Raw genomic sequence first — 13,403 nt, forward strand, 5'->3', positions numbered from 1 at the left:
GCACCGCCGTCTGCGGCGCGGTGCGGATCGGCGGAGCCGGGCTCCACGGGCCGGGAACCGCCGGCCACGGGATCGGCGGCCCCGGTCAAAGCGTCCGCTCCACGCCCCAGACGGGGACGCGCTCGAAGAACGTCACCGCCTCCTCCCGCCAGCGGGACCGCCAGCCGGCCGCCTCCTTGCAGGCCAGCTCCGCGTACCGGTGCATGTCCGAACGCAGTTGGCGGTCGACGCCGTGGCGCGACGCGATCTCCCGGAGCCGGTCGACGTCCTCCTGTGTGCAGTCGGGGTCGCCGAGGACGGACTCGACCACCGCCCGCTCCGGCTCCGATGCGGCGGCCAGCAGGGCGCGTACGGCATAGGTGCGCCGGCCGTCGCGGATGTCGGCGGTGTTGGGCTTGCCGGTGACCGACTCGTCGCCGAAGAGGCTGAGATAGTCGTCGCACATCTGGCCGGAGATACCGAACATCAGCGCGTACTGGCCGAGGGTCTCCCGGTACCGGTCCGGGGACTCGCCCGCCACCAGCAGGCCGAGCTGGACCGGGGCCAGGGCGGAGGACCGTGCCGCCTTGTAGTCGGATACGGAGTTGAGCGTCTCCTCGCTCGGAATGCCGGGGGCGTCGCGTTCCAGGTCGAAGATCTGCCCGACGAAGGTGGCCGCCGCCGCGCGCGTCTGTACGTCGACCAGGGCGTGCCGCAGCGTCACCGGCAGGTCTGCTTCGAGCAGGACCCGCAGCGAGAGGAAGGCCGCCAGGTCTCCCGCCAGCAGTGCCAGACCCAGCGCGGTCTGTGGCTGCTCGGGGAACTCCGCGCGGTAGGCGTAGTACGTGGAGGGCCCGCCGCGGCGGGTGGGGGCGTCGTCGATGATGTCGTCGTGCACCAGCAGATGGGTCTGCAGCAGCTCGATGCTCAGCGCCGCCTCGTCCAGCCCCGGAACCGGTTCGTCGGTGACCAGCCGGGCCGCCTCGTACATGAAGGCCACGCGCTGGCGCTTGCCGCCGCGCAGTGAGAGGTCGCGCAGCAGATCGAGGCAGCGCGGGGTGAACCGGCTGAGTCCGGGCCGGTCGAAGTCCTTGTTGAGCGTCTCGAAGTACCGTCCGAAGAGTTCGGAGAAATGCCGCTGGTAGCCGGTGATCCGGTCCTGCATCTCACGGGTCACGGTGTCGATGTCGGTCAAGACGGGCGCCTCTCGGGATGAGTGGTACTGCTGTCGATGGGCGCGGCGAGCGGCTCCAGGACGCCGAGGGCCGACAGCCGGTCCCGTAGCCGGAGGTACTCGTCGAAGCTCAGGCCGCGCTCGCCGTCGGTGTGCCGCCGTTCGTCCCGTACGGCCTGCGCATCCCGCGCGGCCTGCACGTCCCGTACGTCCTGCACATCCCCCTCGTCCTGCACGTCCCGCGCGGCCTGCACATCCCGCTCGTCCCGCGCGGGCGGTCCGGCCGCCGGGTCGGGGGTGAGCCGGTCGAGCATGTCGAGTGCGGCGTAGGACCGCGCCTGTTGTTTTGGACCGCGCATGAAGAGCGTCACCGTGTCGGCCTCCATCACCGTCTGGTGGATCAGCGAGTACCCGAGGGTGTAGCAGGATCCGACCCGCTCGCTGGTCACCAGTCCGAGCGGGACCTGGTCCGAGGTGAAGTCACCTTCGTAGCTGCCTTCGCGCCGGCGCCACACATGGGTATAGGAGCCGCGCACGATATAGGTGGTGAACGAGTACTTGTGGTCGTGCGGGATGAGTTCATTGGTCCCGGGCGAGATATGGAGCCGCAGGTAGATACCGCGCCCGGGGTCGTTCCAGAGGGTCAGCCGGTCCATCACCGGGTGGTGGTCGGCGTCGGCGAGCAGCTTCCTGTCGTCGGCGAGCCGCTGGACCAGCGAGGTCAGCAGGGGCCGGTCGGCGACCAGCCGGCCGAGCACGGAACGGCATTGCGCGTGGGCGGACCTGAGATCGGCCCAGTCGATGTCCACCTCGGTGCTGAGCCAGTGCGGATCGGCCACACCTGTCGGCATTCCGGCTCCTCTCGGACGGTGTCCGGGATCATGAAACTGACTGTTGGTCACCAGGTGATGGCGGTGTCCAGCCGGCGCACCGCCGGCAGGGCGGCCGCCAGAACGTCCGGGAACCAGCCCGAGAAGTCGTCGGCCGCCCGCCGGTCGCGCAGTTCGTCGGGGCCGACCAGGGCCAGCTCGGCGATCTCCGCCGGGTCCGGCCGGGGTTCGGCCCTGAGCAGACCGACGAAGAGGTGGTTGTACTCGTGCTCGACCAGCCCCGACCGGGGGTCGGGGTGGCGGTAGGTCACGGTGCCGGCCTCCATGAGGAGCGCGGGGGCGGCGCCCAGCTCCTGCCCGACCCGCCGGACGGCCGCCTGGAACGGGGCCTCTCCCGGGAAGGGATGACCGCAGCAGGCATTCGACCACACGCCCGGAAAGTGGTACTTCGACAGCGCCCGGCGCTGGAGCAGCATGCGCCCGCTGTCGTTGAACAGAAATACCGAGAACGCGCGGTGGAGTCGACCCGGCGGTTCATGCGCGGCGATCTTCTCCGAGATTCCGATACTGACGCCCTGCGGGTCCACTAAATCCAGTAGGACCTCGCCGGGAAGGGCATCCGAAGCCACCTGCGGATCAATTCCGGGCAGGCTGGATTGAAGCTCCACTCTGGTCCCCCTCATTCCCCCTGTGAGAAGTCGTCAGAAAGCGATCTGAAGCGCGACCGGAGCCGGGCCTGGGCCGCCCGAAAAGCTACCGTGCGATGGACACGCGTTCATGGTCGCGGCACTGCCGTTCGACCATCGTCCACTGACGACTTCAGTGCATGCTTTCCAGCGCGACACCGGCCTGTCAACCCTTGCGCGCCACACGTCCGACCGGTTACGGCCTCTGTCCGAAAGTCGCGCCTGCGCTGTTCCTCTATACCAATCGGAAAGTAATCCTTCACCTATGGTGATTGACGGGTCATGCATTCGACATGGACACTGAGGCGCCACAGCGCGTCGCGATCTTTGGAATGCACGGGGGATCAAAAGTGGACACCTTCACGGCCGGAAACAGATCGTCGGCGGCCGTCACGCGAGTTGATCGTTTCAGGCTGTATCTAGCAGAGCGGAATGTCACCCGGGATAGCATTCTGGCGCAGGTGGACGACTCGTTCGGCGAACCGCTGCTGATCGTCGCGGCCGGTTCGGTGATCTCCGGATTCGGCAACGCCAACAGCGATCTGGACGTCTGTGTGATCGCACCGGACGACGTCGCCAGCTCCCTGCCGCTGATGGCGTATCCACAGGGAGCCAGGGTCGATGTTGTCCTGCACGGCGCGGCCCGGGTGACCGAGCGCTACGAGGAGCTGACGACGACCCGGTGGCCGCCGCCCCGGATCGGCCCGGGCGACATCGGCACCAGGCGTCAGGTCATCGACAGCCTCAGCCGCTTCGGCCTCGGTCTGCCACTGAGGGGCACGCCCGAGTGGTCCCTGTGGCAGCGGCGGCTCGATACCGAGCTGACCGGCTGGATCAGCTCCTGGTACACGGCCGAGGCGTTCCGCAAGCGCGTCGCGGCCCGGGAGTTCACCGCCCGCAAGCCGGTCGTGGCGGCGCTGCGGGCGGGGGAAGCGCTGGTCGCGGCCCTGGAGCGGCAGGCGGTCGAGCGCGGTGAGCCGTACTTCAAGCCGAAGTGGCTGGGCGAGAAGCTGCGCAGGCTGGGCGACCGCGAGGGGCTGGCGGCGTTCGAACTCGCGATGTGCCCGCCGGGCAGCCCCGACGAGGTGCCCGCCTATCTGGCACAGGTCGGCGAACTGCTCGACGACCGGCTGCGGGGCGTGGACAGCTCCGGCTGGCGGGTCCGGCTCAGCCATGCGCGCGGCACGGACCAGCACACCTTCGGGGAGAGCCGGCTGGTGTCGCGCTGGGGTCTGCGTACGGTCTCGGTGCCCTCCGGCGGTCCCGTCGACACCGCGACCTCCTGGAGCTGTGCACTGGACGAGCCATGGCATCCGGACCTGACGGCGCTCTTCACCGAGGATGTGCTGTGGCTGGGAGTGGAGTGCCCCGTATGACGATCCGGACGAACACCAGCCTGCCCGGGGAAGTGACCCGGGTCGCCCACGGCGCGCTGATGATGATGGTGGGCGCCCAGTCGGCGCTGGAGGACATCGAGGGCGGGGTGCGGGCGGGCCAGTGGCATCTGGTCCTCGCCCAGACGCGCTATCTGGTGCTGATCTGCTGCCAGGCCCGGGGGCTCGCCTTCGGGGCCGAGCCGTATGTCGCCGAGGACGGCGGGGCGATCGACCCCCATACGCACGCACCGGCGGAGGACTGGGAATCCGGCCACCGGCTGATCCGCGAGGCCCGCGAGTTCGCCGCCGCGGCCGGTCGCGCTGTCCCCGGTACCGCTGTCCCCGGTACCGGTGACCCGGGTTCCGGCGCCCCGGGTTCCGCCGCCTCCGGGTCCGCCGACGACCCCGGCCGCGACCTCCCGGGCGACTGGCTGGACCGGTTGCACGCCTGGGTCGGCGGGATCGAGGCCACCCTCGGTCTGGCCGAGCCGCTCCCCCAACTCCGGTCACCGGACGGGATGTTCGGCGCACTGCGCCTCGTCCGTGGCTGGCATGAGCTGGCCGACCGGCTCGGCGTCGCCCCGCTGCTGCCTACCGAATGGACCAAGCCGCTGTGAACAGATCAGGAACGATGCTGGTCACCGGTGCCACGGGGGTGGTGGGCGTGGAGATCGCGGAGCGTGCCCGGGCCGCCGGCTGGAGCGTCACCGGCAGTTCGGCCAGGGGCGGCCCGGACGCCGTCGCCTGGCGGATGGGCGCGGAACCGGCCCCCGAGCGGCTGGCCGGTCCCTGGGACGTGATCGTGCACGCGGCGGCCAGGACGCGCTGGAATCTGCCGGCCCGGGAGGCGAAGCGCGCGAATGTCGCGCCGGTGGCCGCGCTGGAGCCGCTCGTCGGGGACTCCACCCGGGTCGTCCATATCTCCACGGCGTACGCGACCGGTCTGCGGGGCACCACACAGTCCCCCGACCCCGCCGATTACCGCAACACCTACGAGTGGTCCAAGGCCGAGGCGGAGCGGGAGGCGACCCGCCGGTACGGGGCGAGCGTCATACGCCCGCCGCTGGTGGTCGGGCGCCGCGCCGACGGGGCGGTGAGCCGCTACAGCGGTCTGTACTCGGTGGTGCGGTCCTGTGTGACCGGTCTGCTCCCCGTCTTCGTCGGCGAGCCGGCCGCCCCGGTCGAGATCGTGTCGACCTGCGACATCGCCGCCTGTGTGCTGGAGATATCGGCGGCCGGCCCCCGGGACCGTCCGGTGATACTGGGCGCGGGCGACCGGGCGCTGACGTTCCGGGACATGATCGACGTCGTCTATCTGGCGCTGAACCGATGGCGGGCGGCCACCGGGCACGGGCCGCTGGAGCCGCCCGGTGTCGTCCCGCCCGAGCAGTGGCACCGGTTCTATCTGCCGTTCGCCCGACCGCATCTGACGGATCGACAGCTCCGCCAGATCGAGCTGCTCGGCGAGTTCATCCCCTATATGTCGGTGGCCGAGCCGATCGCGGTGAACCGGCCGGTCCACCGTCCGGCCGACGCCATCGGGACCGCGATCACGGCCTGGGCCGACCGGCATCCGAGACTGGCGAAGGGTTCGCCCCGGCCGTGGACGGGCGAGGAGGCCGCGTGAACGACGCCTACGGCTACCGGCGCGGCGTCGACGCCCTCTGGCCGGACACCGGACATCTGCTGTCCGACGAGGTCACCGCGGAACTGGCCGCGCTCGCCGACGGGAACGACCTGTCCGGGCGGCTGGCCGACCGGAGTGTCGAACTGCTGCGGAAGAGCGGCTACTTCGGCGCCCCCGTGCCCAGGGACTTCGAGGGTTTCGGGGCGTCGCTCGCCGAGTGCTGCGCGCTCCAGCGGCGGCTCGGCGCCGCCGACCCGGCACTGGCGATCGCGGTCAATATGCATCTGTTCTCGGTGGGGGTGGTGGTCGAGCACTGGACGCGGGCGCGCGACGAGTCATGGCTGCTGCTCGAAGCCATCGCCAGCCAGCACCGCATCGTCGCCTCCGCCTTCGCGGAGCCCGGCCTCAACGGCAGCCTGACCCGGTCCCGCACCACCGCCCGCCGGGACGGTGACGTCTGGGTCGTCAACGGGGTCAAGACACCGTGCTCACTGGCCGAGCGCAGTGATCTGCTCTGCCTCCAGATGATCGACGAGGCCGGCGGGCCGGAGAGCCTGCTGGTGGCACTGGTGGTGAACGGCAGTCCCGGGGTCAGCGTCGAACGCACCTGGAACACCCTGGGCATGCGGGCATCCGAGTCCGACTCCGTACGGTTCACCGACTGCCGGATCCCCGATGACATGATCTTCCACCGCAGCGAGCCCGGCTCGCTCGGGGACGAGGTCTTCGCCGCCGGTCTCGGCTGGTTCTGCACCACCGCCACCGCCTGCTACCTCGGGGTGGTCTCGGCCGCCGTCGACCAGGCCCGCGCCGCGCTCGCCCGGTCGCGCGTCAACCACCTGGGCGCGGCGCGGGCGCACCTGCCCTCGTTCCAGTCCGCCCTCGGCGAGATCCTGTCCGCCGTACTGCCGCTGGAGGCCGCGACCGCCGGACTGGCCCGCAGGCTGGACGAACGCGATGTGGACCCGCGCGGCCTGCTGCCCGCCGCGCTGGCCCTCAAGGACCAGGCCGCGCGGACCGCCGTACAAGCGGTGGAACTCGCCGCGGAACTCGTCGGCGTCGCGTCGTACTCCGCGACCGGCGCCGCCTCGCGGCTGATCCGGGACGTCCAGGCGGCCCGGTACCACCCGCCGACCCGGTTCGCCACCCGGCAGTTGCTCGGGCGCTGGGCGCTCGGGCTGCCGTGGAGCTTCGAACTGGCGGAGCTGCCCACCGAAGGAGCCTCCTGATGGATGTGCTCGACCTCGTACGCGACCACCAGTCGTCCGGGCGCGCGCTGCTGTTCCGGCTGATGGGAGCGACCCAGCCGGAAGTGTCCGGTACCGGGTCCTGGGTGACGGCCGGTTCCGGTACCCGCTATCTCGACCTCGGTTCGTTCGCCGTCTTCCTGCTCGGTCACCGCCATCCCCAGGTGGTCCAGGCCGTGGCGGACCAGCTCGCCCGGCTGCCGGGGTCGACCAGGACGCTGCCCAACGGGCCGGGCGCCATGGCCGCGGCCGACCTGGCGGCGCTCGCCCCCGCCGGTCTCGACAAGGTGATGCTGCTCAACTCGGGCGCCGAGGCGGTCGAGGCGGCCATCAAACTCGCCCGGGCCCGCACCGGACGCGTCCCGCTGGCGCATCTGACGGGTTCGTTCCACGGCAAGACCGCGGGCGCCCTGAGCCTGACCGACGCCCCCCTGTTCCGCGACGGCCTCGGCCCGCTGCTGCCCGGGGTGATCCGGCTGGGGCGCGACGACGCCGGCGCGGCCGCCGAGCTGATCCGCCGCCACCGGCCCGCCGCGGTCTTCGCGGAGCCGGTACAGGGCGAGGGCGGGGTCCACCCGCTGACACCCGCGTACGCCGGGGCCCTGCGCGAGGCGTGCGACGAGACCGGCGCCCTGCTGGTGTTCGACGAGATCCAGTGCGGCCTGGGCCGGTGCGGCTCCTTCTGGGCCCATGACGACCTCGGCGTCGTGCCGGACGTCCTGCTGTCCGGGAAGGCACTGGGCGGCGGGGTGATCCCGGTCTCGGCGCTGATCGCCACCGGCGACGCGTTCCGGCCGTACGACCGGGACCCGCTGCTGCACACCTCCACCTTCGGGGGCAACCCGCTGGCCGCCGCCGCGCTCACGGCGACCCTGAAGGTCATCGCCGCCGAGGATGTGCCCGCTCTCGCCCGGCACGCGGGCGGGCGGCTCGCGGGCATCCTCAACGATCTCGTCCGGACCTGGCCCCGGCTGTTCGCCGAGGTCACCGGCCGGGGCGCGCTGCTCGGGCTACACAGCACCCGGCCGGACGTGGCCGGCGAGATGCTGCGGGCCGCCCTGGCGGAGGGCCTGCTGCTCACACCGTGTCTGACGACGCCGTCGGTGCTGCGTTTCACGCCATCGGCCTTCATCACGGAGCGGGAGCTGGTGTGCGTGGCGGAGGGGCTGAACGCCGCCGCCCGGCGGACTCAGCGGGAACTGGCCTGAGACCGAAGACCGGCTGGGGCATGAACCGGCCCGGCGCAGGACCCGGGCCGAGGCAGCGCGGCGGGAACCGGCTTGATGCAGCCCGGTAGGGACTGGCCCGAGACAGGGAGACGTCAAAGTGCCGATCGTAACGGTGAGCGAAAGACTGATCGCTCCGGCCGACAGCGTGTGGAAGAGGATCTGTGACATCGAGTCCTACCCCACCTTCATGGACTCGGTCATCAAGACCCGGGTGCTCTCCGAGGAGGTCCGCCCCGACGGCGTCACCGAGGCGGTGACCGAGTGGGAGGTACTGCTCAAGGGGTCCGTGCTCAAGTGGAGCGAGCGGGAGGTACGGGATCCGTCGACCTGGCGGCTGACCTATGAGCAGGTGGCGGGCGACCTGGCGCGGTTCGCCGGGTTCTGGCAGGTGACGGAGGTGACCGGGGAGATCACCGAGGCCACCCTCGAAGTGGACTTCGAGATCGGCATCCCGATGCTCCGGCCGATGCTGGAGCCGGTCGCGGTACGGGCCATCGAACGCAACTCCTCGGACATGCTGGTGTCGCTCGGGCGGCGCGCGGACCAGTGAGGCCCGGTCTTGAGATCGAAGCGCTGTGGAAGACCTTCGGTGAGCGGCAGGTGCTGCGCGGGCTGACGCTCGACGCGGGCCGGGGCGCGGTGCTGGCCGTCCTCGGCCCCAACGGAGCGGGGAAGACCACCCTGATGTCCATCATCGCCGGACTGCTCCGCCCCGACAGGGGTTCCGTACGGGTGCTCGGCACCGACGCGGTCCGGGGCCAGCGGGCGCTCCGCGGCCGGCTGGGCCTCGCCGCGCAGGAGGTCGCGGTCTATCCGGTGCACACCGTGGAGGAGAATCTGCGCTTCTTCGGCTCGCTCGGCGGACTGCGCGGCCGGGAGCTGACCGAGTCCGTCGACCAGCTCATCGAGGCGCTGGAGCTGACCGGCCGGCGCGGCCAGCGCGCCGCGCTGCTCTCCGGGGGCCAGCAGCGCCGGCTGCACGCGGGCTGTGCGCTGGTGCACCGGCCCGATGTCGTACTGCTGGACGAACCGACCGCGGGCGCCGACCCGGGGACCCGGCTCCAACTGCTGGAGATCGTACGGACGTTGGCGCGGCGTGGGGCGCTGGTCGTCTACACAACGCACTATCTGGCCGAGGTCGAGGAGCTGGGGGCCCGGGTGGTGGTGCTCGCCGGCGGGCGGATCGTCGCGGACGGCACGGTGAAGGAGCTGATCGTCCGGCACACCGGCAGCGAACTGGCCCTGCGCTTCGAAGGCGGGGCACCGGACATCCGCTGGCCCGGCGCACGGGCGGCGGCCGACACCCTCTTCCTCCCGACCCAGCGGCCCTCGGTCGACATCGTCACGGCGCTGGAGGCGGTCGCCTCTCACCGCGAGCGGCTGCGGAGCGTGGAGATCGCCCAGGCGGATCTGGAGCGGGCCTACTTCAACATCCTGTCGAGGGAGGTGTCCGATGACCCGGGTACTGACCCTGCTGCGGCATGACGCGACCTGGCTCCGCCGGGAGCCGGCGCCGCTGGTGACGGTGTTGCTGACGCCCTGTCTGCTGATGCTCTTCATCGAGCCGCTGTACGTCGGCGCGCTCTCCCGGCTCGGCTACCACCAGGCCGACGGAGCCCAGTTGGCGGTCCCCGGCATGGCCGGCATGTTCTCGTTCTTCATGACGGGTCTGGTCACGGAGTCCTACTACCGCGAACACGGTCTGCACACCTGGCAGCGGCTGCGTCTTTCGCCGCTGCGCACCTGGGAGCTGGCCGTCGGCAAGGCCGCGCTGTGTGGAGCCCTGGTGGTGGCGCAGTGTGTGTTCCTGTTCGCGCTGGGCTGGTCGGTCATCGGCCTGCGGGTGGCCGGCTCCCTCCTCGCGCTGCTCACGGTCATCGTCGCGCTGGCCCTCTGTGTGGTCGCCTTCGCGCTCGCCCTGTGTGCGGTCTCCGGGTCCCGGCGCCAGTCGTTCGCCGTCGAGCGGATGGTCACGCTGAGCTGGACGGTCTTCGGCGGCGCCCTGGTGCCGACCGAGCTGATGGCCGACTGGATCGGCTGGATCGCCAGATTCACCCCCGTGTACTGGGCGGTCGGCGGATTCCGGCGGGTGGTCCTGGACGGCGCGGGGGTGTCGGGCGTCCTGGGAGACGCGGGTGCGCTGCTCGCCTTCGCGGTAGTGTTCACGGCGCTGGCGCTCTGGCGGTTCACCATGGACAAGGAGCGGCGGCACTGGGTTTGACCTCCGGGACGAGCCCGGCGGCGGGTCCGGGACGAGCCCGGCGGCAGGGATGACGGAGGACCGAACGGCATGACGCGTGCGTACGAGCCGCTCCAGCGTTTCGCTTCGTACGGGATCCTGCGGCGACCTGACGCGGTGCTCATGGTGCGCATCGGTCCGTCCTCCCGGGACGACCACGGGCGCTGGATGCTGCCGGGCGGCAAGATCGAACACGGTGAGCACCCACGGGACACCGTGGTCCGCGAGTTCAAGGAGGAGACCGGCTACAGCGTCAACGTCGGTCGCCTGCTGGACGTCGATGCCGAGCAGCGCCTGCTCAGCATCGGGATCGACTTCCACGCCGTGTTCGCCCTCTACGAAGTCGAGGCGACCGGTGGCGAGCTGACGCACATCGGGCACGGGGGCGTCGACGCCTCCGCCTGGATCCCGTTCGCCGAGCTGGCCCGGCTGCCCATCCTGCCGCCGATCCGGAGCGCGCTCAGCCGTCATCTCGGCCTGTCGAGCGCGCCCGGCGACGCGTAGCCGCCCGCCCGGCACCTGACCGCCGATGCCACTCGGGGCCGCCCGCTCCGCCGGTTCCGGCCGCCTCGCGCACCCCGCGCAGGTGACCGACCCCGTTAAGGACGTACAAGTTCGTCCCGGCTCCGGCCGCCGGGGGCCTCCGGGAGGGTTAGATTCCTGGCCGGACGCCGGAGACCCCGGAGATCACGGACGTCAGTGGCATGACCGCCCGGGCCGCAGTGCCCGGCCCGATCTCCGGGCTCCGGTGGACGAGCGACCGCGTACGCCGGTCCGCCGACGTCATCGGAAGGGCTCCCACCATGCATCCCGCCGCGCCCGGACACGCGCCCACGAGCACCAGGCCCCCGGCCCCTGCCTCCGGCGGCCGGCCGGCCCGGCGGCGTACGGTGCACGGCGGGCTCTTCGAGCCCGTACAGCTGCTGACCTCGTTCCCCGAGGCCCTGCGCAAACTGCACCCGAGAGCCCTGGCCCGTAACCCCGTTCTCTTCGTGGTCGCCGTCGGCTCCGCGCTGACGACGCTCTCGGCGCTGCTCAACCCCTCGGTCTTCACCTGGGTGATCAGCGGCTGGCTCTGGCTGACGGTGGTGTTCGCGAATCTGGCGGAGGCGGTGGCCGAGGGCCGGGGCAGGGCACAGGCCGATTCACTGCGCCGGGCGCGTACGGACACGGTCGCACGGCGGCTGCACCACTGGCGGTACGGCGTGAACCTCGACTTCGCCCGGACGGAGTCCGTACCCGCGACGGAGCTGCGGCTGTTCGACTTCGTCCTCGTCGGCGCGGGTGAGGTGGTCCCGTCCGACGGTGAGGTGGTCGACGGTGTCGCGGCGGTGGACGAGTCCGCCGTCACCGGTGAATCGGCGCCCGTCATCCGCGAGTCGGGCGGGGACCGGTCCGGAGTGACCGGCGGTACGACGGTGCTGTCCGACCGGATCGTCGTACGGGTCACCTCCCGGGCCGGACACTCCTTCCTGGACCGGATGATCGCGCTGGTCGAGGGCGCGTCCCGGCAGAAGACCCCCAATGAGATCGCGCTCAACATCCTGCTCGCCTCACTGACCATCGTGTTCGTCCTGGTCGTCGTCGCCCTTCAGCCCATGGCCGACTTCGCGGGGGCCGCCCAGTCCACGACGGTCCTGGTGGCCCTGCTGGTCACCCTCATCCCCACGACGATCGGCGCGCTCCTCTCCGCGATCGGCGTCGCGGGCATGGACCGGCTCGTCCAGCGCAATGTGCTCGCGATGTCCGGGCGGGCCGTGGAGGCGGCGGGCGATGTGAACACCCTGCTGCTCGACAAGACCGGCACCATCACCTTCGGGAACCGCGCCGCCGCGGGCCTCGTCCCGCTGCCCGGCGTCGACGAGCTGATCCTCGCCGACGCGGCCCAGCTCTCCTCACTCGCCGACGAGACCCCGGAGGGACGGTCCGTGGTCGTCCTCGCGAAGGAGAAGTACGGACTGCGCGCCCCCGCCGAAGGGGAGCTGGCACACGCGGAGTTCGTTGAGTTCAGCGCCCGGACCCGGATGAGCGGCATCGATCTGCGCTGGGACAGCGGCGCGGCCTGCCGTATCCGCAAGGGCGCGGCGGCACAGGTCATCGCCTGGGTCGAACTGCGCGGCGGCCAGGTCCCCGGCGAGGCCCGCACCTGGTCCGACGCGATCGCGGCGGGCGGCGGTACGCCCCTGCTGGTCGCCGTGCACGACTGGGACGGGCCCCGGGCGCTGGGCATCATCCATCTCAAGGACGTCGTCAAGGAGGGCATCCGCGAACGCTTCGCCGAGCTGCGGCAGATGGGCATCCGTACGGTGATGATCACCGGGGACAACCCGCTCACCGCGAAGGCGATCGCCCGTGAGGCGGGTGTCGACGACTACCTCGCCGAGGCCACGCCCGAGGACAAACTCGACCTCATCAAACGGGAGCAGGCGGGCGGGAAGCTGGTCGCGATGACCGGCGACGGCACCAACGACGCCCCCGCGCTCGCCCAGGCCGACGTCGGCGTCGCCATGAACACCGGCACCTCCGCCGCCAAAGAGGCCGGGAACATGGTCGACCTCGACTCCAACCCGACCAAACTCATCGAGATCGTCGAGATCGGCAAACAGCTCCTCATCACCCGGGGCGCCCTGACCACCTTCTCGATCACCAACGACGTCGCCAAGTACTTCGCGATCATCCCCGCCATGTTCACCGGCGCGTATCCCGGCCTGGAGGCACTCAACATCATGGGCCTGCACAGCCCGATGTCCGCCATCGCCTCCGCCATCATCTTCAACGCCCTGATCATCGTCGCCCTGATCCCCCTCGCCCTCCGCGGAGTGCGCTACACCCCCGCCTCCGCCCAGGATCTCCTTCGGCGCAATCTCGCCGTCTACGGCCTCGGCGGGCTCGTCCTCCCCTTCATCGGCATCAAACTCATCGACCTCCTGGTCGCCACAATCCCGGGCCTGGGCTGACGCTGTGCCGTCCCGCAATTCCAGCCCGTCCGGCGATTGAGGACTGGGGGTCCGGGGGC

Annotated in this window: 13 protein-coding genes; 10 read left to right on the forward strand and 3 right to left on the reverse strand. The window is 71.2% G+C overall.

Annotation, left to right across the window (positions count from 1 at the left end; genetic code table 11):
* Positions 1 to 85: 85 nt before the first annotated feature.
* The 3 genes from ACWF94_RS16520 to idi are packed head-to-tail and all read right to left on the reverse strand — an operon-like array spanning position 86 to position 2,633.
* Positions 86 to 1,144: a polyprenyl synthetase family protein gene (locus ACWF94_RS16520; protein ID WP_453488121.1), complete on the reverse strand. Its 1,059-nt coding sequence runs from the start codon at positions 1,142 to 1,144 to the stop codon at positions 86 to 88.
* 26 nt (positions 1,145 to 1,170) lie between these two features.
* On the reverse strand, positions 1,171 to 2,004 hold the full coding sequence (locus ACWF94_RS16525; RefSeq protein WP_453488102.1) for a hypothetical protein: 834 nt from the start codon (positions 2,002 to 2,004) through the stop codon (positions 1,171 to 1,173).
* Positions 2,005 to 2,051: 47 nt separating this feature from the next.
* A complete protein-coding gene (gene idi / locus ACWF94_RS16530) occupies positions 2,052 to 2,633 on the reverse strand; it encodes an isopentenyl-diphosphate Delta-isomerase (RefSeq protein ID WP_453488123.1) in 582 nt (193 codons plus the stop codon).
* Positions 2,634 to 3,130: 497 nt separating this feature from the next.
* Here idi and ACWF94_RS16535 point away from each other — a divergent pair, with 497 nt between their 5' ends.
* The 10 genes from ACWF94_RS16535 (at position 3,131) to kdpB (ending at position 13,344) form a co-directional block, all read left to right on the forward strand.
* On the forward strand, positions 3,131 to 4,045 hold the full coding sequence (locus tag ACWF94_RS16535) for a hypothetical protein (protein ID WP_453488104.1): 915 nt from the start codon (positions 3,131 to 3,133) through the stop codon (positions 4,043 to 4,045).
* Positions 4,042 to 4,662 (forward strand): hypothetical protein, encoded by a 621-nt coding sequence (locus tag ACWF94_RS16540; protein ID WP_453488106.1) that lies wholly within the window; start codon positions 4,042 to 4,044, stop codon positions 4,660 to 4,662. Before ACWF94_RS16535 ends, ACWF94_RS16540 begins: the two co-directional genes overlap by 4 nt.
* Positions 4,659 to 5,672 carry an SDR family oxidoreductase gene (locus tag ACWF94_RS16545; protein ID WP_453488108.1) on the forward strand — a complete coding sequence of 338 codons (1,014 nt, stop codon included), beginning with the start codon at positions 4,659 to 4,661 and terminating at the stop codon, positions 5,670 to 5,672. Before ACWF94_RS16540 ends, ACWF94_RS16545 begins: the two co-directional genes overlap by 4 nt.
* Positions 5,669 to 6,901, forward strand: a complete 1,233-nt coding sequence (locus tag ACWF94_RS16550) for an acyl-CoA dehydrogenase family protein (protein ID WP_453488110.1) — start codon at positions 5,669 to 5,671, stop codon at positions 6,899 to 6,901. Before ACWF94_RS16545 ends, ACWF94_RS16550 begins: the two co-directional genes overlap by 4 nt.
* Complete coding sequence (locus ACWF94_RS16555) at positions 6,901 to 8,127, forward strand: aspartate aminotransferase family protein (RefSeq protein WP_453488112.1); 1,227 nt, start codon at positions 6,901 to 6,903, stop codon at positions 8,125 to 8,127. Before ACWF94_RS16550 ends, ACWF94_RS16555 begins: the two co-directional genes overlap by 1 nt.
* 133 nt (positions 8,128 to 8,260) lie before the next feature.
* Complete coding sequence (locus ACWF94_RS16560) at positions 8,261 to 8,698, forward strand: SRPBCC family protein (RefSeq protein WP_453488114.1); 438 nt, start codon at positions 8,261 to 8,263, stop codon at positions 8,696 to 8,698.
* Positions 8,695 to 9,633 carry an ABC transporter ATP-binding protein gene (locus ACWF94_RS16565; protein WP_453488116.1) on the forward strand — a complete coding sequence of 313 codons (939 nt, stop codon included), beginning with the start codon at positions 8,695 to 8,697 and terminating at the stop codon, positions 9,631 to 9,633. Before ACWF94_RS16560 ends, ACWF94_RS16565 begins: the two co-directional genes overlap by 4 nt.
* Positions 9,602 to 10,369, forward strand: coding sequence for an ABC transporter permease (locus ACWF94_RS16570; RefSeq protein ID WP_453488118.1), 768 nt, complete (start codon positions 9,602 to 9,604; stop codon positions 10,367 to 10,369). Before ACWF94_RS16565 ends, ACWF94_RS16570 begins: the two co-directional genes overlap by 32 nt.
* Before the next feature lie 69 nt (positions 10,370 to 10,438).
* Positions 10,439 to 10,891 carry an NUDIX hydrolase gene (locus ACWF94_RS16575; protein WP_453488120.1) on the forward strand — a complete coding sequence of 151 codons (453 nt, stop codon included), beginning with the start codon at positions 10,439 to 10,441 and terminating at the stop codon, positions 10,889 to 10,891.
* Between the two features lie 299 nt (positions 10,892 to 11,190).
* A complete protein-coding gene (kdpB, locus tag ACWF94_RS16580; RefSeq protein ID WP_453488125.1) occupies positions 11,191 to 13,344 on the forward strand; it encodes a potassium-transporting ATPase subunit KdpB in 2,154 nt (717 codons plus the stop codon).
* Positions 13,345 to 13,403 lie beyond the last annotated feature (59 nt).

This window comes from Streptomyces sp. NPDC055078 (assembly GCF_053607985.1).

Excerpts from the sequence above, each read along its gene's own strand:
- ACWF94_RS16520 (WP_453488121.1), bottom strand. The coding sequence starts at position 1,144 with ATGCAGGACCGGATCACCGGCTACCAGCGGCATTTCTCCGAACTCTTC.
- ACWF94_RS16525 (WP_453488102.1), bottom strand. The coding sequence starts at position 2,004 with ATGCCGACAGGTGTGGCCGATCCGCACTGGCTCAGCACCGAGGTGGAC.
- ACWF94_RS16540 (WP_453488106.1), top strand. The coding sequence starts at position 4,042 with ATGACGATCCGGACGAACACCAGCCTGCCCGGGGAAGTGACCCGGGTC.
- ACWF94_RS16555 (WP_453488112.1), top strand. The coding sequence starts at position 6,901 with ATGGATGTGCTCGACCTCGTACGCGACCACCAGTCGTCCGGGCGCGCG.
- ACWF94_RS16570 (WP_453488118.1), top strand. The coding sequence starts at position 9,602 with ATGACCCGGGTACTGACCCTGCTGCGGCATGACGCGACCTGGCTCCGC.
- ACWF94_RS16575 (WP_453488120.1), top strand. The coding sequence starts at position 10,439 with ATGACGCGTGCGTACGAGCCGCTCCAGCGTTTCGCTTCGTACGGGATC.
- kdpB (WP_453488125.1), top strand. The coding sequence starts at position 11,191 with ATGCATCCCGCCGCGCCCGGACACGCGCCCACGAGCACCAGGCCCCCG.